This window comes from Rathayibacter rhapontici, from assembly GCF_001995175.1.
Taxonomy (GTDB): Bacteria; Actinomycetota; Actinomycetes; order Actinomycetales; family Microbacteriaceae; genus Rathayibacter.
This window is the reverse complement of sequence record NZ_MUKN01000009.1, coordinates 37465-58944: the sequence shown is the minus strand read 5'-3', so window position 1 is coordinate 58944 and position 21480 is coordinate 37465. Positions and strand designations below refer to the sequence as shown.

Sequence of the window (21480 nt, the reverse complement as noted above, 5' to 3'; positions counted from 1 at the left end):
GATCCTAGATTTCGAGGGGAGGAGGGGGGAAGCCGGTGCGGCGGTCGACGATCTCCTCGGCGACCTCCGCGACCGGGCGGCCCTGCGCGAACGCGTGGGCCCTGAGCAGCAGGAGGGACTCCTCCGCCGTGATGCCGTGCCGGGCGAGGATCATCCCCGTCGCCTGGTGGATGATGCGGCGCGAGTGCACGTTGCTGCTCGCGTCCGTCCCGCTGTCCGAGAGGACGTGGGCGACGACGCGCAAGGCCGTGCCGGGCGTGCGCGCGCGGATCCGCTCGACGACCGAGGCGGGCAGTGGACCCGGAGCGGTGCTGTAGAGGTCGACCACGCCCACGTCGAGCCCGGCGATGCGGAGGGGGAACGCGTAGACCGCGTCCAGCGGCAGCCGACCGACCTCGGCCGAGAACAGCGGCCAGCGCTCAGCGGCATCGCGCACGTCGTCGACGAGGACCGGGGCACGGCGCCGTGCGGCGTCCCAGCAGGGTCCTTCGCCGAGGTCGAGCTGGATCTCGTCGAGGCGGGCGGCGACGTCGTCGCTCGCCGACACGGTCTCGCCGCCGAACGTCGAGCCGATGGTCGAGATGGCGGCGCCGCGCACGGGGAACTCGTCGGCGTAGGAGGAGGACAGCCGCGAGAGGGAGTCGGTGGCCATGCCCACTCCCTCCGTCACTCCGCAGCGGATGCCGTCGTCGCAGCCCACGCTAACAGCCGGACGGCGGACCCGGCCCCCGGATCAGAGCGGGATGTTGCCGTGCTTCTTCGCGGGCAGGTTCGCGCGCTTGGTCCGCAGCGCCCGCAGCGCCTTGATCACGGAGACCCGGGTGGCCGAGGGCTCGATGACCCCGTCCAGCTCGCCGCGCTCGGCGGCCAGGAACGGGCTCGCCACGTTGTAGGTGTACTCGTTGGCGAGACGGGTGCGCACGGCGGCGACGTCCTCGCCCGCCTCCTCCGCCTTCCTGATCTCGTTGCGGTACAGGATGTTGACGGCGCCCTGGCCGCCCATGACCGCGATCTCGGCGGTCGGCCAGGCCAGGTTGATGTCGGCGCCGAGCTGCTTGGAGCCCATGACGATGTACGCGCCGCCGTAGGCCTTGCGGAGGATCACCGTCACGAGCGGGACGGTCGCCTCGGCGTACGCGTAGAGCAGCTTGGCGCCGCGGCGGATGACGCCGGTCCACTCCTGGTCGGTGCCGGGGAGGTAGCCGGGCACGTCGACGAGGGTGAGGATCGGGAGCGAGAACGCGTCGCAGAAGCGCACGAACCGCGAGGCCTTCTCGCCGGCCTCGATGTTGAGCGTGCCGGCCATGGCGCTGGGCTGGTTGGCGATGATGCCGACCGATCGGCCCTCGACCCGGCCGAAGCCGATCACGATGTTCGGCGCGAAGAGCGGCTGCACCTCGAGGAAGTCGCCCTCGTCGACGATGTGCTCGATGACCGCGCGCATGTCGTACGGCTGGTTCGGGCTGTCGGGGATGACCGTGTCGAGGAAGCGGTCCGAGTCCGTGGTCTCGAGGTCGACCTCGGTGTCGAAGACGGGCGCCTGCGAGAGGTTGTTGTCCGGGAGGAAGGAGAGGAGCGTCCGCGCGTAGTCGAGCGCGTCGTTCTCGTCGCTCGCGAGGTAGTGCGAGACGCCCGAGATCTTGTTGTGGGTCAGCGCTCCGCCCAGCTCCTCCATGCCGACGTCCTCGCCGGTGACGGTCTTGATCACGTCGGGGCCGGTGACGAACATCTGGCTGGTCTTGTCGACCATGATCACGAAGTCGGTCAGCGCGGGGGAGTACACCGCGCCTCCGGCCGCGGGCCCGCAGATGATCGAGATCTGCGGGATGACCCCGCTGGACGCGGTGTTCCGGCGGAAGATCTCGCCGTACTTGCCCAGGGCGACCACGCCCTCCTGGATCCGGCTCCGCCGGAGTCGAGGATGCCGATGATGGGGACGCCGGTCTTCAGCGCCAGATCCATGACCTTGATGATCTTCTCGCCCGCGACCTCGCCGAGCGAGCCGCCGAAGATCGTGAAGTCCTGCGAGTACACGGCGACCTGGCGGCCGTGGATGGTGCCGGTGCCGGTGACGACCGCGTCGCCGTAGGGCCGCTTCTTCTCCATGCCGAAGGCGTGGGTGCGGTGGCGCACGAACTCGTCCAGCTCCACGAAGGAGCCCGGGTCCAGGAGGGTGTCGATGCGCTCGCGGGCGGTCATCTTGCCCTTGGCGTGCTGCTTCTCGATCGCGGCCTCACCGCTCGCGGTGACCGCCTCGTGGTACCGGGCCTTGAGGTCGGCGATCTTCCCCGCGGTCGTGTACATGTCGGGCGCGGGACGTTCGATGTTCGCGGTCACCCGCTCACCTTACCGGCGGGGGTGGGGGCGCCCCCCTTGTCGTGAGGGCACAGGGAGCGGGCTGCTGCGCGGGAGGAACCGCACAAGACCGTCCGCCTCAGGGCACTCCACGGAGGGCGCGAGTACCGTGGCGGCATGCAGCTCCCGCTCTCCCGCTCCGCGTCCCCGAAGGTGCTGTGGGAGGAGCACGCCGGCTCGACGAACGACGTCCTCCGCGAGCACGCCACCCGCGCGCCGGAGGAGTGGCCGCACCTCTCGCTGGTGGCGACGGACGACCAGCGGGCCGGTCGGGGTCGCCTGGGCCGGGTCTGGCAGGCGCCGGCAGGTCGGACCCTCGCCGTGTCGATCCTGGTCGACGCCGCCGGACTGCCGGCAGGCGTCTCCGGATGGCTGCCTCTGGTCGCGGGCGCGGCGCTCGCCCGGGCGCTCGCTCCGCTGGTCGCTGTCCCTGTCGCCGTGAAGTGGCCCAACGACGTGCTCCTGGACGGCCGCAAGACCGCCGGGATCCTCGCGGAGCGGCTCTCGGACGGGCGCGTGATCCTGGGCACCGGGGTGAACCTGCTGCTCGAGGAGGACGAGCTGCCGGTGCCGACCGCGACCTCGCTCGCCCTCGCCGGCTCCCGGACCACCGAGGCCGACGCGGTCCTCGCGGCCTACCTCACCGAGCTCTCGGCACTGCTCGCACCCCTGCTCTCGCTCCGCGACGCCGAGGCGGCCGGCACCGCCGCCGCCGTGCGCGAGCGCTGCGGCACCCTCGGCCTCCGCGTGCGCGTGGAGCTCCCCGACGGCTCGGTGCACGAGGGGACCGCCCTCGACCTCGACGCGGACGGGCGCCTCGTCGTCGAGCTCGTGGACGGGCCGCGCGCGTTCTCGGCGGGCGACGTCACGCACCTGCGGCAGTGAGGACGGAGCGATGACGTCGGACGTCCCCGAGCTCGAGCTCGCGCGACTGACCCCCCGGGCGAGGAGGGCGGTCGCCCCGGTCGTCGGCTTCCTCCTCCTCACCTGGACCGGCTTCTACTTCGCGGCGCAGTTCGAGCTCGGGCTGCAGCGGTGGATCATCGCGATCGGCACGGCCGTCCTGGTGCTCCTGCTCTGCGCCCCCTCGGCGCTGCGCTGGGCGGGGATCCGGTACCGGATCACCACACGCGGGCTGCACGCGCGCCGCGGACTCGTGGGCGTCCGCCGCGCCGAGGTCGTGTTCGATCCGCGGATGAGCGTGCGGGTCTCGCGGTCCATGGCGCAGCGGATCGCCCGCTGCGCCGACGTCGTCATCGAGCAGGACGGCGCGGAGGTCTTCGTGCTGCGGGACCTGCCCGATCCCGGGCTCGCCGCGGTCGTCCTCCGGGAGGCGATCGCCGCGTCGCCCCGGCCGCTGCCGGCGTGGGAGGACCCGGTGCAGCCCGAGTGAGCGCGTCGGTACCATGGAGCCGCCCCGCGCCAGCGGGCGGAGACGGAGGAGCGCCATGCGCGTCGGCGTGATCGGTGGCGGCCAGCTCGCCAGGATGATGATCCCCGCGGCCGTCGAGTTGGGGATCGACATCGCCGTGCTCGCCGAGGCCGAGGGAGCCCCCGCGGCGCTCGCGGCGACGCAGGTCGGCGACTACCGGGACGAGGCGGTGGTGCTCGCGTTCGCCGAGACCGTCGACGTCGTGACCTTCGACCACGAGCACGTCCCGCAGCCGATCCTGCGCGAGCTCGTCGCGCGCGGGATCCCCGTGCACCCGGGCCCCGACGCCCTCCTCTACGCGCAGGACAAGCTGCTCATGCGCCGCCGGCTCGCCGATCTGGGCCTGCCGGTGCCGGACTGGGCTGAGGTGTCCTCGGCCGAGGAGCTCGCCGCCTTCCTGGACGACCACGGGGGCCGCGCCGTCGTCAAGACGGCCCGCGGCGGCTACGACGGCAAGGGCGTGCGGGTCGTCCACGGCGCCGCGGAGGCCGACGACTGGTTCGAGGCGCTCGCCGAGGACGGTGGCGGCGGCTCCCTGCTCGTCGAGGAGCTCGTCGACTTCCGCCGGGAGCTCGCGCAGCTCGTCGCCCGCCGCCCCTCCGGCGAGACGGTGCTCTGGCCGGTCGTCGAGTCCGTGCAGCGCGACGGCGTCTGCGCGGAGGTCTTCGCCCCCGCGCCCGCCTCCGCGGGGCGCGTCGCGGCGATGGCGGCCGAGATCGCCGAGTCGATCGCCGAGCGCCTGGGAGTCACCGGCGTCCTCGCCGTCGAGCTCTTCGAGACGACCGACGACCGCATCCTCGTGAACGAGCTGGCCATGCGGCCGCACAACAGCGGCCACTGGACGATGGACGGCTCGACGACGTCCCAGTTCGAGCAGCACCTGCGCGCAGTCCTCGACCTGCCGCTGGGCGCGACCGGCTGCCGCGACCCGTGGACCGTCATGGTGAACGTGCTCGGCGGACCGCAGGGCGAGTCGCTGACCGATCGCTACCCGCGCGTGCTGGCGGAGCACCCGGGCGTGAAGGTGCACAACTACTCCAAGCAGCCGCGCCCCGGCCGCAAGGTCGGTCACGTGAACGCGACCGGCGACGAGCTCGAGAGCGTCGTCTATGAGGCGCGAGCCGCGGCGGCGCTTCTCACCGACTGACACGTACCATGGTGGCCGTGACGAGCCGACTGACGACCCCCGCCCCCGCCGGAGACCCCACGTGAGCGCGGAAGCGCTCGTGAACGGATCCGCGCCCGTCATCGGCGTCGTCATGGGCTCCGACTCCGACTGGTCGGTCATGCAGGCCGCGTCGACCACGCTCACTGAGTTCGGCGTGCCGCACGAGGTCAGGGTCGTCTCGGCGCACCGCACTCCGGAGGCGATGATCGCGTACGGCCGCGACGCCCGCTCCCGGGGCCTCAAGGCGATCATCGCCGGTGCGGGCGGCGCCGCCCACCTCCCGGGGATGCTCGCGGCCGTGACTCCGCTGCCCGTCATCGGCGTGCCCGTGCCGCTCGCGCGCCTGGACGGCCTCGACTCCCTCCTCTCGATCGTGCAGATGCCCGCGGGCGTCCCCGTCGCGACCGTGTCCATCGGCGGGGCCCGGAACGCCGGGCTGCTCGCCGTCAGGATCCTCGCCACGGCCGACGACGCGCTCTCCGAGCGGCTCGTCGCGTTCGCCGCGGACCTGGAGACCCAGGTCGCCGCGAAGAACGACGCCCTGGTGGCGAGCCTGTGACGGCGGTGTCCCTGCCGCTGCGGCACCCCGACGTCCGCTCCAGCTCCTTCATGACCCGGCGCGCCTGGTGGCTGCTGGTCGGCAACTTCCTGGTGCCCGGATCGGCGCAGGTGCTGGCCGGCAACCGCCGCCTGGGCCGCCTCGGCCTGGCGTTCACGCTCGCGCTGTGGACCGCGCTGCTGATCGCGGTCGTGCTGTACTTCGTCTTCCCGACGGGTCTCTACACGCTCGCGACGTTCGACCTCTCGATGCTGGCGCTCCAGGCCGCGCTCGTGATCTACGCGGTGGTCTGGCTCGTGCTGACCCTGGACACCCTCCGGCTCATCCGCGTCGTGCGGGTGCGGCCGAGGATGCGCGGCGTGCTGGCGTTCACGACGATCGCGCTGATGGCGGTCTCCGTCGGCACGGCCGGGGCCGGCACGTACCTCCTGGGCGTCACCCGCGGCACCCTCTCGTCGATCTTCGGCGGGGGAGCGATGGAGGCTCCTGTCGACGGCCGCTACAACATCATGCTGCTGGGCGGCGACGCGGGCGAGGACCGGGAGGGACTGCGTCCGGACAGCATCTCCGTGGTCAGCATCGACGCCTCCAGCGGTGCGGCGACCATCATCGGCGTGACGCGCGAGTTCCGGGACGTCCCGTTCGCCGAGGACAGCCCGATGCACGAGCTCTACCCGGACGGCTACAACTGGGGCGACTGCAACGTCAGCGTCTGCAAGCTCAACTCGATCTACACCGAGGTGGAGCTGAAGAACCCCGAGCTCTACCCCGATGCGGTCTCCGCGGGCAGCGAGCCGGGCATCGAGGCGATGCGGGACGCCGTCGAGTCGATCCTGGACCTGCCGATCCAGTACTACGCGCTGATCGACATGGAGGGCTTCGCCCAGCTGATCGACGCGCTCGGAGGCGTGGACATCACGTACGACGGCGACGAGCCGCTGCCGCTGGGCGGCCTCCTCGACTCGGACGGCGTGCCCTACGGCGTGAACCAGTGGATCGAGCCGGGCGACTGGCACTTCAACGGCGAGCAGGCCCTCGCCTACGCGCGATCGCGCATCACCTCGGACGACTACGCCCGGATGGAGCGGCAGCGCCAGGTGCAGGAGGCGCTGGTGCGCCAGTTCGAGCCGGCGAACGTGCTCTCGAAGTTCCAGGACGTCGCCGAGGCGGGGTCGCAGGTCATCAAGACGGACGTGCCCCAGGGGATGCTCGGCTACTTCGTGCAGCTCGGCCTCAAGACGAGGTCGCAGCCGATCGACAGCGTGGAGTTGACTCCGCCGACCGTCGATCCCGAGGACCCCGATTACGACGTCGTGCGGTCGATGGTGCACGAGGCGCTGTTCCCGGACGACTCCGGGCAGTAGCGGCCGCGCTCAGATCTCGGCGTGCAGCGCCCAGACCCGCTCGGCCGAGTCCCGCCAGCTGAAGGCACGCGCCCGGTCGCGCCCGGCCACCGACAGCCGCGCGCGGAGCGCGGTGTCCGCGAGGACGCTGCTCATCGCGAGGGCGAGCCGATCCGGGTAGTCCTTCGCGTCGCCGCGCTCGACGGCCACGCCGGCGTCGGCGGCGACCTCGAGCAGGGCGGGGTCGTCCGAGTGGACGACCGGCACGCCGAAGTGCATGGCCTCCAGCACCGGCAGGCCGAAGCCCTCCGCGATGCTGGGGTACACGAAGAGGGTCGCGCGGTCCAGGACCACGGCGAGGTCGGCGTCGCTCAGCACGCCGAGCGCGCGCACGCGGTGCTCGTCGAGCCCCTGCTCGTCGGCGACGGCGGCGATGTCGAGCTCGCCCCAGCCGGTCGGCCCGACGATCAGCAGCGGGATCGCAGGGGCGGAGGCACCGCCGAAGGCCGCGATCAGCGAGACCAGGCCCTTGCGGGGCTCCAGCGTCCCGACGCTCAGCACGTACTCGGCCGGTAGCCCGAGCGCGACGGCGCGCTCCTCCGCGTCGTCGGGGAGCACGAGACCCGAGCCCACCGCCCCGCCGATCACCCGCAGCCGGTCGCCGAAGTCCAGGACCTCGGACAGCTGCTGCGCCACCGCGTGGGTGGGCACGACGACGGCGTCGGCGTGCTTCCTGGCCCGCTTCGCCATGGCGCGGTGCCACTTCGCCCCGTGCGGAGTGAGGGTCTCGGGATGGGTCCACGGCACGGTGTCGTGGATGGTCACGGCGATCTGCTCTCCGTCCCGGCTCTCGTGGCTCCGCAGCGGTGCGAAGAGGCTCGGAGCGTGGATCATGCCGCCGCCGGCGGGGATGCCGATGCCGTACTGCCAGGCGCGCGACAGCTCGCGGCGGCCCAGGTGGAGCCGGTGGATCCGGGCGAGCCCCGGCAGCCGCTGCCGCAGCTCCTCCTCCTTCTCGGGCGGATGCGCGGAGACGACGGCCTCGACCTCGCAGCCGCGGGGCGCGGTCGCGATGAGCTCGCGGGTCAGCTCCTGGGTGTAGCGGCCGATGCCGCCGGGCACGCGGGCGAGCATCTGATCGACGACGACGCGCAGAACGGTGCTCACGGTCGGATCGCCTCGATCGGAGCGGCCGCGAGGGCCTGCTCCCAGGAGCGCAGCGGGCTCAGGCCCGCCCTGCCCCAGCCGTCGTGCCCGAGGACCGAGTAGGCCGGGCGCGGTGCCGGCCGGACGAAGGCGCTGCTGTCGGTCGGGCGGATCCGCTCGGGATCGAGCCCCGCCTTCTCGAAGACCGCGCGGGCGAAGCCGTACCAGGTCGTCTCTCCGGCGTTGGTGCCGTGGTACACGCCCGCCGGCGCTCCGGAGTCGACGAGCTCGACCAGGCGGGCGGCGAGGTCGCCCGTCCAGGTGGGCTGCCCGCGCTGGTCGTCGACGACGCTCAGCGTCTCGTGGCTGCCCGCGAGGCGGACCATCGTCTTCGCGAAGTTGCCCCCGTGCGCGCCGTAGAGCCAGGCGGTGCGGACGACGTAGCCCCGGTCCGGGTTCGCGGCGAGCACGAGCTCCTCGCCCTCGGCCTTGGTGCGCCCGTAGGCCGAGATCGGCCGGCGCGCGTGGTCCTCGCCGTAGGGGGAGGTCGCGGAGCCGTCGAACACGTAGTCGGTCGAGACCTGCACGATCGCCGCGCCGATCTCGGCGGCCGCGCGGGCGAGGTTCTGCGCGCCGAGCGCGTTGACCCGTCGCGCCTCGTCCTCGTCGCCCTCCGCGTCGTCGACGCGGGTGTAGGCGGCGCAGTTGAGCACCGCGTCGTGCCCGGCGACCGCGGCGCGGACGGCGTCGAGGTCGGTGACGTCCAGGTCGCGTCGGCCCAGGGCCGTGACGGGGCGGTCGCCGAGGGCGGAGCGGAGATCGGTGCCGAGCATTCCTGCGGCGCCCGTGAGGAGGAAGGTCACCCGATCATCATGCCGGAGGGGCGCGCTCCGCAGGCGCGGGACGCACCGCCCGGCACCGGTGTCCGAGCGCTCGTTACACTCGTCCCGTGCAGATCCGAGAACTCGACATCCCCGACGTCTACGAGGTCACTCCGCGGCAGTTCCCCGACGACCGGGGGGTGTTCTTCGAGTTCTACCGCTTCGACCGGCTCGCCGAGAAGGTGGGGCACCCGTTGTCGCTCCGGCAGGGCAACACGTCGGTCTCGCGGCGCGGCACCGTGCGCGGGATCCACTTCGCGCAGATCCCGCCGTCGCAGGCGAAGTACGTGTCGTGCTTCTCCGGCGCCGTGCTGGACTACGTGGTCGACATCCGGGTCGGGTCCCCGACGTTCGGCCGGTGGGAGACGATCCTGCTCGACGACGTCGACCGCCGCTCCGTCTACATCTCCGAGGGCATCGGGCACGCGTTCGTCGCGCTGACCGAGGGCGCCGTCGTCTCGTACCTCGTGAACGCGACCTTCGATCCGGAGCGCGAGAAGGGCATCGACCCGCTCGACGAGCAGATCGGACTGCGCTTCCCGGACGAGGCGGGCGAGCTGCTGCTGTCGCCCAAGGACACCGACGCGCCGACTCTGGCCGAGGCCGAGGCGCAGGGGCTCCTCCCGACCTGGGACGAGGCGCGCGCGTACTACGCCGGCCTCGACGAGTAGCGGCGGGAGAGCGCCGGGCTCAGCGCCCGAGCCGCAGCCGCATCAGCCCGACGCGCGCGCCGAGCCCGAGCCGGACGGCCAGCCGGAGGGGCGCCTGGTACCAGGCGCCGTACTTCTGCGCGAGGTACAGGTAGGCGCTGCGGTGGTGCACGGCGAGCATCCGCGCCGACGCGAGCCGGGTGGAGTGCCCGCCCAGGTGCGAGACCAGGCGTCGGCGAGGTACACGTTGGTCCAGCCCCGCCGGCCGAGCGAGTCGCCCAGCTGCACATCCTCGAAGTACATGAAGTACCGCTCGTCGAAGCCGCCGATCTGCTCGAAGGCGGTGCGCCGGACCATCACGCAGGCTCCCGAGAGCCATCCGGCCGTCATGCTGCCGTGCTCGAGCGTGCCGACGGCGCGCGAGCGGCGGTAGCGGGCCGACCACGGGTTGCCCGGCCAGAGGTGCGCGAAGAGGGCGTGGCCCACCCCGGTCCCGAGGGAGGGCAGCGCCCGCGCCGACGGGTAGACGGTGCCGTCCGAGTCGAGGATGCGCGGGCCGATCGACCCGATCCGGGAGTCGGCGGAGGCGGCGGCGTACAGGGCGTCGATGGATCCGGGCAGGAAGACCGTGTCCGGGTTGGTCACCAGGATCCACTCGTACTCCGGGCCCAGCCGGTCCACGGCGTAGTTGACGGCCTTGCCGTAGCCGAGGTTCTCGCCCGTCTCGTGGAAGACGACCTCCGGGCGCATCTCGACGACGCGGCGCACGGAGTCGTCCGTCGTCGCGTTGTCGACGACCACGACGTGGACGTCGTGCTCCGTGGCCTCCGGGATCGACTCGAGGCAGGCGCGGAGGACCTCACCCGAGAAGTAGGTGACGACGACGACCGCGATGGGCAACGTCGAGCGAGAGATGGGAGCCTCCGGGGGTGCGGTGTCGACGGGCGAAGGCTCCGTCGGAAGAACTCATCGAGGCTAGCACGCAGCCTCGAAGCCTCCCGGGAGGCCCGTTCCTCTCAGCGGACGACGTCGAGAGGGGCTGTCCCGGCAGCGACGGCCGCGCTGGAGGCCGTGTCCATCAGCGGGAGCTCCGGCTCGTCGGGACGGCGGAAGACGACGAACGTGTACATGCAGAAGTTCCAGACCAGGCCGACGAGGACGGCGGCGGCTTTGGCGGCGTTGATCGCGAGGACCGCGTTCTCTCCCGAGCTGGGGAGGAAGAGGAGGGAGAGGCCGAACGTCGTGCCGAAGAAGACCTCGAAGCCGTAGATGACGACCGATTGCAGCAGGAGCGAGCTGACGCCTGTCACGAGGAAGAACATCCCGAACGCGGCGGCCGAGGGGCGGCCGCGCTGGCGGAAGACGAAGAAGTGGTTGAGCAGGTAGGAGATCGAGATGCCCACCGTCACCGAGGCGACGTTCGCCGCCAGGGCCGGCAGACCGACGAGCAGCGTCAGCGCATTCAGGATCGCGAAGTCGAGGACGGTGTTCAGCGAGCCCGCTGCGAGGAATCGCACCGTCTGAGAGTCCCGCCACCCGCTCGATCCCGCTCGACTCGCCACGTGTCCTCCTCCGGCGCTGATGTGCGAGCGCGACGGGCCGACGGTATCCATCGTGTCTGAACGGGGAGGTGCACGAAGCGCTCCGAATCTGAGAACCGCTCGAACGGCGACCAGCCCGCGATCAACCGCGAGGCTCCGACGGACGCTGATACTCTGCGACCGCCCGTCGCGCGTCCAGCGTTCCGTCCTCTGCAGTCGAATTGGCTCTCCATGCTCACCCTGACGATCGTCACTCCCACCTACAACGAAGCGGACAACATCGGCGAGCTGCTCCGCCGGATCGCCGCCGTCGCCGCCGACAACCCCGACGCCCTGATCCGGTCGGTGATCGTCGACGACTCGTCGCCCGACGGGACAGCGGGGAGGGCCAGGACGATCGGCGAGGAGCTCGCGACCGGGAACTTCTCGGTGTCCGTCCTCGAGAGGGCGAAGAAGGAGGGCCTGGGAGCGGCGTACATCTGGTCGTTCGCCCAGGTGCTCGAAGCGGAGGACGCGCCCGACTACATCCTGCAGATGGACGCGGACCTCTCGCACGATCCGCGATACGTCTCCGACTTCCTCCGCGAGGTGCGTGAGGGCGCGGATCTCGTCGTGGCGTCCCGCTACATCCCCGGCGGGGGCACTCCCGACTGGACACTCGACCGCAAGATCCTCAGCCGGGGCGGCAACATCTACACGCGCCTGTTCCTCGGGTCCACCCTCACGGACTGGACCGGTGGCTACAACCTCTTCAGCGCCGAGCTGCTGCGCAGGATCGCGTTCCAGACGGTCGACGCGACGGGCTACGGCTTCCAGATCGCGCTCAAGCACCGCGCGGTCACGGCTGCGAGGAGGACGCGGGAGATCCCGATCGTCTTCCTCGACCGCACCGAGGGCACCTCGAAGATCCCCGGCAACACTCTGGTGCAGAGCCTCCTGCTCGTCCTGCGCATCCGGTTCGGGCGCGACGGGAAGCGATGAGGGCGGAGGAAGGGGGTCGATCGCGGCCTCTCCTCGTCGAGGCGTCCGGGCTCCTCCTCGTCGTCGCCGGCGCGCTGGCCGTCCTCGCGCACTTGGCATCGACGCCGTGGGTCGAGTACCTCCTCTCCGATGGAGACTCGCTCGCCCTGCCCCTCCTCCTCCAGTCGGTGCAGCGCGGCGAGCCCTTCGACTGGGTCATGACGAGCCAGCTGCTCGTGTTCCCCGAGCTGCCGCTCTACCTCCTCAGCGTCGCGCTGGCGGGTGGCGTGATCCAGACGTCGCTCATCGTGAACGCGGTCGTGAACGCGGTCGTGTTCTACGGCGGAGCCCGGCTGCTCGCCTCGGGAGTGCTCGTCGATCGCTCGAGAGGACTGCGCGTCGGGTCCTCCGCCGCGGCCACCGCGACTCTCCTGCTCCTCGCGGCGACGGAGGGGCGTGGGCTGATCAACGTCGGTGCGTTCTCCGGCGGGATCCTCCTGACCACCTACTACTCGGGTGTCGCGCTCGCGGGGGTCTGGATCCTCGCGCTGATGAGCGGGGTCACGCGGGGCTTCGCCTCCGGGCTGGTCGACGATCGGCGGAGACGGTGGACCTGTCTCGCGGCGGTGTTCGCCGTCTCGGCCGCGACGACCTTCTCGAATCCGCTGTTCGCCCTGCAGTTCACCGCGCCCGCGGTCGTGACTCTCCTGCTCCTGCTCGTGCTCGCGCGGATGTCCCGGCGCACCGCCGCGGTCCTCGGTGGAGTCCTCCTCGTCGGGGCGGTCCTCGGCTACGCGTCGCGCGGGCTCGCGCGGAGCCTCATCGCCGTGGACGCCTCGACCTACCTGCACCTGGAGCGCGCCGGTCAAGCGGTCGACGCCTTCATCCTGCAGATGCGCGTCGTCGGGTCGGCGACCAGCGGGAAGATCGAGCTCCTCGTGGTCGGCCTCCTGCTCGTGCTCGCCGCACTGACGGTCGTCGCGGCGCTGGCCACGCAGTCGAGGGAGCCGCGCCGTGGAAGCGTCTCGACGTCGAGCACCGCCGTCGCGCTGTTCGTGGTCGTCTCCTGCCTGTCCCTTCTGCTGGGAGTCGTCGTCACCGGCAGCCTCGTCAGCCGGTACCTCCTCCCTCTCGCCGCGTTCCCGGTGCTTCTGGTCGTGCCTCTGTGCGGTGAGTCAGCGCGGCGGGTGTCCCGCCACCTGCCAGTGAAGCGCCGCAACTCCGGCGACGCGTCACGCCGCGGAGCCCTCGTCTGCGCGGGGCTGTCCGTCTCGGCGCTCGCGGCGGGGATCGCCGTCTCCGCGCCTCCGCTCGCCGTGGCCGCCGAACGGGCGGGCTCGACCCCGGAGCGGCAGTGCCTCGAGGACTGGCTGGGGGACCGCACGCGGTCCGGTGTCGCCTCGTTCTGGACAGCGCGCCCACTCGAGCTGTACGGGCCGCCGTCGCTCGACGTGCAGCAGGTGAACTTCGACTTCACTGCTCAGCTCTGGATGAACAACACGGCCGCGTATCGCGACACGACCTTCTCCTTCGTCCTGGCCGACCGTGATCCCGACTGGTCGGCCCTCGCGCTCGCCCACCTCGGGGAGCCGAGCGCGGTGGTCGACTGCCCGACCTTCGACATCTACGACTACGCCGGGACGGACGGCGAGACGATCCTGAACGGGATCGTCTCCGACAGCATCGAGAGAGCGGATCGGGATCATGGACTCTGACACGCGCATCGCGACACGGACCGGTGCGGCCCGGACCGCCTTCCTCGCCCGCGCGGCGAGGGAGGCGGCGTGGGCGACGGGCGCCGGCGTGATCAGCCTCCTCGGCGGCGTCCTCGCCCTCGGCGTCACGCCGACCTCCCTGGGACAGCGGTGGACCGTCGGGGGTGACGACCAGATCCTGCACTACACCCTGTTCCGCAGCGCCACCCAGTCCTTCCCGTTCTCGGTCAACGGCGCTCTCGGCTTCCCCGAGGGGCTGAACGCCTTCTTCACGGCGCAGTTCGATCTCGCCTCCGCCGTGCTCGTCGCACTGCTCGGACTCGTCGTCGAGGACGGCTTCGTGCTCCTCAACATCTACTACCTGCTCGGCTTCTTCGCGGTCGCACTGACGGGCTACGCGTTCTTCCGCTGCCTGAGGACCTCGCCCTGGGTCTCGGCTCTCGTCGCCGTCGTGCTGGCTCTCGCTCCGTACCACTTCCTGCGCATCGGCGCCGGCCACGCCTTCCTCGCCAACTACTGGGCCGTACCGCTGCTGGGCATACTCCTGCTCTGCGCCGCCGGCGAGCGCACAGACCCGTTCCGCAGCTGGATCCGGCGGGGCACCGGTGCTTCGCGGATCGCGCGCGCGGCAGTCCCGACGGTTCTCCTTCCCGTCCTCATCGCCACATCGGGCGGCTACTACTACGTCTTCAGCATCATCGTTCTCGGCGGAGTCTGGCTCCTCGGCGCCGCCGCCTCGCTCGCCTCGGGTGAGCGTCGGCGGGCCGTGCTCGCCCGTGCGGCGCCTCTCGGAGTGCTCGTCGTCGCGGTGGGCCTCGAGCTGCTCGCCCTCTCGGCGGACTGGGGCGGACGATACGCCCCGTACTTCGAGGATCGAGGACTCGGCGAGTCGGAGAACTTCGCAGGCAAGATCCTCCCGCTGTTCCTGCCGTGGGAGGGGACCCGCGTGCCGAAGCTCGGAGCGCTGCCGCTGATCTACGCGAACGCGACCGCAGTGGCGAAGACCACCGAGCCGCCGGGGATGCCGGTGCTCGGGATCGCTGGGCTCGTCCTGCTCCTCGCGGCACTGCCCATGATCGCGATCGTGGGAGGACGTGCTCTGCGAGTGACCGGGATCGGCCGTCTCGTCTCGGACGATCGTGTCCGCGTGCTCGCGGTCGCCGCCCTCTGGACGCTGCTCTTCTACGTCGTCACCGGTTTCGGCATGGCAGTCGCCCTCCTCGCCGGCACGACCATCCGCGCCTGGTCGCGGCTCTCGATCGTGATCATCGTGCTCGCACTCGGAGCCGTCGCCCTCGTTCTGCAGCGCCTGCGCCGCCGCAGTGCTCGCGTGCTCGCGGTCGTCCTCGTCTGCGTCCTCGTCGTCCTCGATCAGGGAGTGGGCGTGAAGCGGATGGTCCCGCTCGCTCCCGCCGACGACGCGGAGATCTCGTCCTTCGTCGCGGCGGTCGACGCCGACCTCGCCGACGGCTGCGGAGTCGTGCAGCTCCCGGTCAAGAGCTTTCCCGACAGTGGGGCGATCGCCTCGATGAGGGATTACGACGAGGCGCTCCCGTACCTCTTCACGGCAGGTGAGGACCTGCGCTGGAGCTACGGGTCGGTCGAGGGGACCCCCGGCTTCGACGTCTTCGACGACGCGACCGATGCCGAGTCTTTCGCCGCCGCCGTCCGGGGGAGCGGAGCCTGCGCCCTCCTCGTCGACACGGCCGCCTATTCGGACAGCGAGGGCGCGTGGTTCGACGACGTCGTCGCCGCCACCGGCGATCTCGACCCGATGGCGGAGTCGTCGTCCGGCCGGTGGCTGGTGTTCAGGGTCGACTGATCCGGAAACGGGGGCTCCTCCGGGCGGAGTCAGCTCACCCGGAAGAAGAGGTAGCGACGGGAGTCGTCCTCGGACCGGATCACCGGCTGAGTCGCGGAGGTCGCGGCGTCCACGAACGGGGCCCAAGCGGCCGCGTCGTCACCGTAGGCCGCCTGATCGACCAGGAGGCCGCACGCTCCGCTCTCGGCGACGGCGGCCCCGAACTGCTCCGGAGTCGTCACGTCCGCCCAGAAGTCGGCCGAGCGGGTGCCGGTGACGGCTCCGTACGACCAGCGCAGCGTGGAGTCGTCGGAGCTGAAGAGGTAGGGGAGGGCCTCGTCGTAGTCGCCCATCCCGCCCACGGCGCCGGCTTCCGGGTAGCCGTGGAGCGGGAGCTGCACGATGCCGCACCCCGGGGCGAACTCCGATTCGGCTGCGGAGACGGCAGCGCGCAGCGCCGTGTCGTCGACGGGGGAGAGGTCGGCGCCGACACTCGCTCCTCCCAGCTGATCGACGCCCGCGACGAGTCCGATGCCCACGATCGCGAGCACCAGGCGACCCGACGCCGGAGCAGCGTGTCGAGCAGGACTGCGGCGAACATCAGGGCGACGGTCGACAGCACGACCGACAGGCGCACCCAGGCGCGGATCTCGCCGGTGACCACGGCGGCGAAGACGTAGCCGAGACCGCCGACGACGAAGAAGAGCAGCCCCCACAGGTACACGCCCGCGAGGACGCGCGCGCGCTCGTCGCCGAGGAAGCGCGCGGCCGGACCGGCGGACCCGGTGCGGACGGGAGCCACCGCCCTGACGAGGAGGAAGAGGACGAGGAGGATCATCGCCACGGCGGCGATCAGCGGTGTGCCCGTCGGCTCGGCGGTCGGCGAGACCGTGGTGCTCTGCTGGTACCCGCGCGAGAGCTCGGCCAGGGGGCCGAATCCCGATCCGTCCCACGGCAGCAGGAGGCTCGTGATCTTGCCGCTGTGCTGCTCGGACTGGAACGGCAGGCGCTCCGCGAAGTAGGAGGCGTACCGCTCGCCGAAGTCGAGGGAGAGCAGAGCGAGCTGCACGCCGATGAAAGCGACGAGCGAGACGACGGTCAGCGCGGGCCAGACCAGCTCGCGCCATCCTGATCGCGCGATCAGGATCGCGATCGCCCGGAAGAGGACGATTCCGCCGAGGAGGATGCAGCCGAAGACGAAGTAGTAGGAGCTCGAGACGGACAGGCCGAACGTGAGGCCGAGCACCGGGAGCGCCCGGCGCAGGAGGCGGCGCCGCCGGCTCGGCGCATGGTCGACCCACTCCGCGAGGGGATCGAGGGTCGGCGACGCGACGACCAGGATCAGGATGCCGAGCAGGGCGACGCCCCAGTACATCCCGACGAACGCGTGCCCGAGTGCCACCCTTTCGAAGTGGTAGGGCATCAGGGCGAAGATCAGGGCGAAGAGCACGGCCACGGAGCGGCGGACGCGGAGTGCGCGGAAGAGGTAGTAGCCGGCGATGCCGGCCAGAGCGAACCCCGACAGCTGGAACACGTTCAGGATCACGATCGGATCGCGCAGGACGAGAGCAAGCGCGGAGAGCACGCCGATCGACTCGAAGTCGAAGATCGGAGTGAACCACTGGTTCTGCGTCCCCGGGAATCCCATCGAGGGGTTCGGCAGGAACAGCGTCCAGTCCTTCGCCCCCGCGGCGACGAGGTAGTGGGCGACCATGTCGCCGGTGTTCCCCGAGGTCCAGCGCCGCCCGAGATCCGCGGGCGACAGGCGCAGGGCGATGATCGCGGCGACGAGGGCGACCAGACCGACCCCCAGGGCGCATCCCAGATCCAGGAGCGCGCCGCGGTGCCTCCGGGCCGGACCCGGACGGTGCTCGGACTCGGTCGTGTGTCGGAGGGTCTGGCTCATCGCTTCTCTCGTCCGGGGCGGGCGTCTGCCCCCGTGCGGCGAACAGCCTAGTGTCTCGGCTCGGGACGGCCGTCGATCGGATCGACGGTCGTCGGGCGGCTCTCCTGCTGGAGGGGCTGGTCCGCACGGGTCCCCGCGGCACCGACCTCCTTCGCGCCGGCGTCGTCCGTCGACGAACCGCGATTCGATCGGAAGACGACGAGCCGGTAGAAGGCGAAGTTCCAGACGAGCCCGGCGAACACAGCGACTGCCTTCGCGAAGTTGATGGCGAGCACGTTGTTGTCGGCGTCCGAGCCGAGGAAGAGGAGCGAGCGCCCGAAGCTCGTGCCGAACAGCATCTCGAAGAGCCAGATGATGACGTTCTGGATGACCAGCGACGAGAAACCCGTGACGGCGAAGAACTGCAGGAAGCGCTTCACGGTCACCCGGTCGGGGTAGCGGAAGACGAAGAAGTGGTTCATCACGTAGGACAGGCAGATGCCGAAGACCACCGAGACGGAGTTCGCGATCAGTACAGGGGCGCCGAGCGCCAGTGTCATGATGTTGAGGAGCACGAAGTCGATCGCCGTGTTCACCGATCCGGCGGCGAGGAAACGCACCTGCTGCTTCTCGAACGGTCTCGTCACGCGGTGGGGATCTCTCGGTCGGGGTGCGGGAGGCGGCCGCGACCGTCGTCCGGTCCTCCGGGGGTCTGTTCCTCCTCGAGGAGGGGCCTGTGCGGTGCCGCCGTGACCGGCGTGAGGGAGCGGTCGAAAGGCGACTCGCGATGCCGAGGGAGCGGAACCGTCCGGCCAGTGTGCCACGATTGCGTCCGATGACTCGAACTGCGCCCCGCGCGTCGCCCCCCGCGCTCCGTGCGCCGCTGTGGCAGCGCCTCCTGATCGAACTCGCGCCGGTCGTCGTCGTCGTCTCGACCGCTCTGGTCGTGCTGGCCCGCATGGCGGCGTCGGAGTGGAGCGCCGTCCTGCTGTACAGCGGCGACTCCCTCGTCCTCCCGCTGCTGCACTCGTCGATCGTCGCGGGAGAGCCCTTCGACTGGGTGTTCTCGTCGCAGCTCTTCTTCTTCCCGGAGCTGGTCATCTACTCGGCCATCGCTCTGGTGGTGAGCGATCCGCGCGCCGCGATCGTGGTCAACAGCATCGTCAATCTGCTCCTCTTCTACGCCTTCGCGCGGGTCATCGCGCGCCTCGCGCTGCAGCGGAGCCGTCATCGGTTCATCGAGATCTCCGTCGCCCTCGGCGCGATCGGCCTCTACGCCGTGATCTGCCTGCTCGAGCCGCAGCCCAACATCAACGGCTCCTCGATCGCGACGCTCTACCTCTTCAACACGTACTACCAGGGCGTCATCATCATCGGGCTGTCCGTCCTCGCGCTGACGCTCTGGCTGACCCGGGCCTTCCGGCGCGCGCCTGGGGGAGCACGCGGACGGTGACGGCGACGGTGGTCACGGGGGCCGTCACCGCCGCGGTCACCCTCTGCGACCCGCTCTACCTCCTCCAGGTCACGGCACCACTCGGACTGACGCTGGTCGTGATGTGGTTCGCCCGGCACCTGACCACCCGCGGGTTCCTCCTGCTCGCGGCGGTCAACGGCGGTTCCGCGCTCCTCGGCCTCTGGGGGCGCCGCTTCGTCGAGCAGTACCTCGCCATCGCCCTCGACAAGTACATGGACATCGAGAAGATCCCGTCGAGCATCACGCTGGTCGGGAACACGATCGCCGAACTGGCCTCGACCTCGGTCGGCATGTTCAAGCTCCTGCTGTGGGGAGCCGTCGTCGTCGTCACGGTCGGCTTCTTCCTCTACGCGCTGTTCGCGCAGACGAGGCCGTCGCTGCGTCGCACCGTCTCGGGAGCCGAGCTGTTCCTCACTGCGTTCTCGACGCTCTCGCTCGTCACGATGGTGCTCGGCTTCTTCGTCACCGGCTCGCAGACGACGCGCTACCTGCTGCCGATCTTCGTGTTCCCCCTGCTCGGGATGATCCCGGTGGTGATCCACGTGCTCCGCCTCTCGATGCTGGTCGTGCCCTACGCCGAGTACCGGCGGAGCCTCGCGCGATTCATGGTCGGCGCGTCCTCGGCGGTGGCCGTCCTCGTCGTCGTGGCCGGGGCCGTCTCCCTCCCGCCGGTGATCCGCATGGTGACGGGAGCGACGTACTCGGGAGCGACGTGCTTCGAGGACACCATCGGCGATCGTGAGGAGTCCGGTGTCGGATCCTTCTGGATCACCAGGCAGTGGGAGGTCTACGCGGACGAGCGCGGCGACGTGCTCCAGGTGCGGGGCGACCTCTCGGTCGACGACTGGATGATCAACGTCGCGACCTACGTCGACAAGGACTACTCGTACGTCATCGTCGATCCGTGGGGCCATGTGACGGAGCAGTCGGTCCAGGTCCTCGGCACGCCCGCCGAGGTCACGACGTGCGGCGACTTCGAGATCTACGACTACGAGGGGACTCCGGGAGAGCGGATCCTCACGGACGCGATCGACCGCAGCGCCGAGAAGACGCTCGAGCTGCACGGCTTCCCGGGCTGAGCCCGGACCAGTCCTGTCGGGTCAGAACAATCCCCAGGGCTGGTCGAACACGTCGAACCCGTCCGAGAAGAAGTAGACGGTGTACCTCCCGAGTTCGACTCGCTCCCGGGGAGGGAGCACGGTCGATGTGTCGAGCTCGACGTCGTTGAACCGGCCGGTGTCGACGACGATCACGGGTGCGTCCTCGGAGGCGGCGAGATCCTCGTAGGGCGGATAGCGCCGGTTGACGAGAGGAGCGACGGTGATCTCCTCGTCCGTGGAAGCCGTCAACGTCGCGCTCAACCAGTAGTTGCCGTAGACGTGGTCCTCACCGCGCGCTCCGAGCAGCTCCGCGACCGGTCGCAGAGCGGGGTCGAAGCGCGCTGAGGTGTCGATCGTGAACCGATCGGAGCGATCCCAGACCCCGATCGACGTGAACGCGACGGCGCCGATCACCGCCGCGACGGCGAGCGGTCGCCATCGCGAGACGAGCCAGCCGAGGGAGGCGGCGAGTCCCGGAGCGAGGAACGCGGAGTAGCGCACGGAGTCCGGAGCCAGATCCAGGCCCGCGCCGTACACGAGCACCGTCACGACGAGGGCGGATCCGACCGAGAGGAGCACCAGGCCCGCTTTGCGGACGATGAAGCCGACGATCAGCGGGACGACCAGCAGGACTGCCGCCGCCCAGCCCACGCCCGCACTGAAGGTGCGGTCGGCGGCGTCGCCGAACGCGGCCGGGAGCATGGAGTCGAAGAGGGAGACGACGCTCTGGAAGGTGGGCTTCCAGGTGCCCCCGCCGAGCGATTCCGTCGCCCCCTCGGAGCGGAGCGCCTCCACGATCCAGGGCGCGCCCGCCGCGAGCGCAGCGCACGCCCCGATCACGAGACGGAGCGGGTGCCGGATGTCGCGCAACGTCAGCCAGAGCCCGGCCGGTGCGGCGAGTGCCAGGCTCATCGGCGAGGACCAGAGCGCCAGTCCTCCGAGCAGGCCGGCTCCGATCCAGGACACGTAGGGCCGGGTCAGCGGAGCCGTGGCGATCGCGATGAGGCCCAGTGCCGTCACCAGACTCGGACCGTAGAAGCCAGGATCTCGTGCTGACCGTCAGGATCACCACCCCGGGGAACCAGAACAGCAGTCCGGCAGTCGTCCCGGCCAGTGCTCCACCTGCCTGGGCGACGACGTGCCTCAGCAGGATCGCGGCGCCGAGGAACCACAGGACCGAGACGACCGCGAGCACTTCGACGTGGGAGCCGAGCACCGCCATCGCTGCTCCGGCCGTGATCGGGAGGAGCGTGCCTCCGTAGGACTGGCCCCAGAAGAAGGCGGGGATCTCGCCCTCGGCGACGTGTTTCGCCATCAGGAAGACCGTGGCGTGGTCGGTGTCGAAGACGTGCCCGGGGCTGAGCAGGAAGAGGATGCGCAGGACCAGGCCGGCCACCGCGAGCGTCCAGAACACGAGGGTGTCCGCCCGGGGACGGCGGCGGCCGGCGGCGATGGTGGGTGAGCTGAGCT

At 70.9% G+C, this 21480-nt stretch carries 21 protein-coding genes and 1 pseudogene; 12 read left to right on the top strand and 10 right to left on the bottom strand.

Annotated elements, in window-relative coordinates; genetic code table 11:
- Positions 1 to 4 precede the first annotated feature (4 nt).
- The gene (locus tag B0T42_RS04575) at positions 5 to 652 is read right to left on the bottom strand and encodes a GAF and ANTAR domain-containing protein (RefSeq protein WP_077222119.1); all 648 of its coding nucleotides are present in this window, start codon (positions 650 to 652) and stop codon (positions 5 to 7) included.
- A gap of 81 nt (positions 653 to 733) precedes the next feature.
- Positions 734 to 2304: pseudogene (locus B0T42_RS04570) on the bottom strand (acyl-CoA carboxylase subunit beta).
- Positions 2305 to 2472: 168 nt separating this feature from the next.
- Here B0T42_RS04570 and B0T42_RS04565 point away from each other — a divergent pair.
- The 5 genes from B0T42_RS04565 (at position 2473) to B0T42_RS04545 (ending at position 6878) form a co-directional block, all read left to right on the top strand.
- A complete protein-coding gene (locus B0T42_RS04565; RefSeq protein WP_077222118.1) occupies positions 2473 to 3240 on the top strand; it encodes a biotin--[acetyl-CoA-carboxylase] ligase in 768 nt (255 codons plus the stop codon).
- A 10-nt stretch (positions 3241 to 3250) separates the two neighbouring features.
- Positions 3251 to 3748: a PH domain-containing protein gene (locus B0T42_RS04560; protein WP_077222117.1), complete on the top strand. Its 498-nt coding sequence runs from the start codon at positions 3251 to 3253 to the stop codon at positions 3746 to 3748.
- Between the two features lie 55 nt (positions 3749 to 3803).
- A complete protein-coding gene (locus B0T42_RS04555) occupies positions 3804 to 4934 on the top strand; it encodes a 5-(carboxyamino)imidazole ribonucleotide synthase (protein WP_094742675.1) in 1131 nt (376 codons plus the stop codon).
- A 112-nt stretch (positions 4935 to 5046) separates the two neighbouring features.
- Entirely contained in the window at positions 5047 to 5514 is a 468-nt protein-coding gene (gene purE / locus B0T42_RS04550) for a 5-(carboxyamino)imidazole ribonucleotide mutase (protein WP_077222135.1), read from the top strand.
- 5 nt (positions 5515 to 5519) lie between these two features.
- Positions 5520 to 6878, top strand: coding sequence for an LCP family protein (locus B0T42_RS04545; RefSeq protein WP_236720115.1), 1359 nt, complete (start codon positions 5520 to 5522; stop codon positions 6876 to 6878).
- Positions 6879 to 6887: 9 nt separating this feature from the next.
- On the opposite strand, the gene B0T42_RS04540 is transcribed toward B0T42_RS04545, so the two are convergent.
- A complete protein-coding gene (locus B0T42_RS04540; RefSeq protein WP_236720114.1) occupies positions 6888 to 8024 on the bottom strand; it encodes a glycosyltransferase family 4 protein in 1137 nt (378 codons plus the stop codon).
- Complete coding sequence (gene rfbD / locus B0T42_RS04535; RefSeq protein WP_077222115.1) at positions 8021 to 8866, bottom strand: dTDP-4-dehydrorhamnose reductase; 846 nt, start codon at positions 8864 to 8866, stop codon at positions 8021 to 8023. Before rfbD ends, B0T42_RS04540 begins: the two co-directional genes overlap by 4 nt.
- 86 nt (positions 8867 to 8952) lie before the next feature.
- On the opposite strand from rfbD, the gene B0T42_RS04530 reads away from it, so the two are divergent.
- Positions 8953 to 9555 (top strand): dTDP-4-dehydrorhamnose 3,5-epimerase family protein, encoded by a 603-nt coding sequence (locus B0T42_RS04530; protein ID WP_077222114.1) that lies wholly within the window; start codon positions 8953 to 8955, stop codon positions 9553 to 9555.
- A 42-nt stretch (positions 9556 to 9597) separates the two neighbouring features.
- Here B0T42_RS04530 and B0T42_RS04525 read toward each other — a convergent pair whose 3' ends face one another.
- Positions 9598 to 10434 carry a glycosyltransferase family 2 protein gene (locus B0T42_RS04525; RefSeq protein WP_236720113.1) on the bottom strand — a complete coding sequence of 279 codons (837 nt, stop codon included), beginning with the start codon at positions 10432 to 10434 and terminating at the stop codon, positions 9598 to 9600.
- A 116-nt stretch (positions 10435 to 10550) separates the two neighbouring features.
- Entirely contained in the window at positions 10551 to 11051 is a 501-nt protein-coding gene (locus tag B0T42_RS04520) for a GtrA family protein (protein ID WP_236720112.1), read from the bottom strand.
- Between the two features lie 255 nt (positions 11052 to 11306).
- Here B0T42_RS04520 and B0T42_RS04515 point away from each other — a divergent pair, with 255 nt between their 5' ends.
- Genes B0T42_RS04515 through B0T42_RS04505 form a run of 3 tightly spaced genes read left to right on the top strand, consistent with a single transcriptional unit; the run spans position 11307 to position 15572 of the window.
- Positions 11307 to 12056, top strand: a complete 750-nt coding sequence (locus B0T42_RS04515; protein ID WP_055788112.1) for a polyprenol monophosphomannose synthase — start codon at positions 11307 to 11309, stop codon at positions 12054 to 12056.
- Positions 12053 to 13750, top strand: coding sequence for a hypothetical protein (locus B0T42_RS04510; protein ID WP_055788116.1), 1698 nt, complete (start codon positions 12053 to 12055; stop codon positions 13748 to 13750). The genes B0T42_RS04515 and B0T42_RS04510 overlap by 4 nt, the downstream gene beginning before the upstream one ends.
- On the top strand, positions 13740 to 15572 hold the full coding sequence (locus B0T42_RS04505) for a hypothetical protein (protein ID WP_077222112.1): 1833 nt from the start codon (positions 13740 to 13742) through the stop codon (positions 15570 to 15572). Before B0T42_RS04510 ends, B0T42_RS04505 begins: the two co-directional genes overlap by 11 nt.
- Positions 15573 to 15601: 29 nt before the next feature.
- On the opposite strand, the gene B0T42_RS19405 is transcribed toward B0T42_RS04505, so the two are convergent.
- From B0T42_RS19405 to B0T42_RS04495, 3 genes are read right to left on the bottom strand one after another with little or no spacing between them, the layout of a single operon-like run.
- A complete protein-coding gene (locus B0T42_RS19405) occupies positions 15602 to 15793 on the bottom strand; it encodes a hypothetical protein (protein ID WP_139344415.1) in 192 nt (63 codons plus the stop codon).
- Positions 15790 to 17457: a hypothetical protein gene (locus B0T42_RS04500; RefSeq protein WP_077222111.1), complete on the bottom strand. Its 1668-nt coding sequence runs from the start codon at positions 17455 to 17457 to the stop codon at positions 15790 to 15792. The genes B0T42_RS19405 and B0T42_RS04500 overlap by 4 nt, the downstream gene beginning before the upstream one ends.
- 47 nt (positions 17458 to 17504) lie before the next feature.
- Positions 17505 to 18083: a GtrA family protein gene (locus B0T42_RS04495; protein ID WP_077222110.1), complete on the bottom strand. Its 579-nt coding sequence runs from the start codon at positions 18081 to 18083 to the stop codon at positions 17505 to 17507.
- A 188-nt stretch (positions 18084 to 18271) separates the two neighbouring features.
- Here B0T42_RS04495 and B0T42_RS04490 point away from each other — a divergent pair, with 188 nt between their 5' ends.
- Positions 18272 to 18889 (top strand): hypothetical protein, encoded by a 618-nt coding sequence (locus B0T42_RS04490; RefSeq protein WP_077222109.1) that lies wholly within the window; start codon positions 18272 to 18274, stop codon positions 18887 to 18889.
- Entirely contained in the window at positions 18886 to 19989 is a 1104-nt protein-coding gene (locus B0T42_RS04485) for a hypothetical protein (protein WP_077222108.1), read from the top strand. Before B0T42_RS04490 ends, B0T42_RS04485 begins: the two co-directional genes overlap by 4 nt.
- Before the next feature lie 21 nt (positions 19990 to 20010).
- Here the strand turns inward: B0T42_RS04485 and B0T42_RS04480 are convergent, their stop codons facing one another.
- Complete coding sequence (locus B0T42_RS04480) at positions 20011 to 21030, bottom strand: hypothetical protein (protein ID WP_077222107.1); 1020 nt, start codon at positions 21028 to 21030, stop codon at positions 20011 to 20013.
- A gap of 118 nt (positions 21031 to 21148) precedes the next feature.
- Between B0T42_RS04480 and B0T42_RS19400 the strand changes: the two genes are divergently transcribed.
- Positions 21149 to 21472, top strand: a complete 324-nt coding sequence (locus B0T42_RS19400; RefSeq protein WP_139344414.1) for a hypothetical protein — start codon at positions 21149 to 21151, stop codon at positions 21470 to 21472.
- The last annotated feature ends 8 nt before the right edge of the window (positions 21473 to 21480 follow it).